1 protein-coding gene is annotated in these 510 nt (G+C 54.9%); it reads right to left on the reverse strand.

Features of this window, described 5'->3' with window-relative positions:
- On the reverse strand, window positions 1-268 hold a 268-nt coding region (rplU, locus tag JF66_RS21170; RefSeq protein ID WP_035880964.1), incomplete at its 3' end, for a 50S ribosomal protein L21.
- Window positions 269-510 lie beyond the last annotated feature (242 nt).

Here is a 510-nt window from a genome sequence, read left to right on the forward strand (position 1 = left end):
GGTGCCCCTGACGCTTCTTGTACCCGGTCTTGTTCTTGAACTTCTGGATGACGATCTTCGGGCCGCGGAGGTTGTTCAAAACCTCGGCAGTCACCTTGACCTTGGCCAGCGACGTTGAGTCAGAGGTGATCTTGTCGCCGTCGACGAGAAGCACGGCGGCCAGCTCGACGTTGCCGTCCTTGTCAGCCTTGATTCGGTCCATCGTGACGATGGTACCGACCTCTACCTTCTCCTGCCGCCCTCCGGCGCGCACAACTGCGTAAACCACTTTACGTACCAATCTCTGGGAGGCTGTGAAGCCCCGATTCCTAATTACTGGAAAAGTAATTACTGGAAAAATACTGCCTGAAAAATTCAGGCTTGGAAATTTGCTGGGATGAACGGGCCGGGTTGGCCCGTCGAAATCAGAAAACCGTGGTGCTCATGTCTAAAATACTCAACGCACACCAAGGGATGACTTTACCTGATCCCACCCCCGTGGTCAAACTGTAGCCACGGCGAGTCGCCACG

This window comes from Cryobacterium sp. MLB-32, from assembly GCF_000738085.1.
In the GTDB taxonomy this organism is placed as follows: Bacteria; Actinomycetota; Actinomycetes; order Actinomycetales; family Microbacteriaceae; genus Cryobacterium.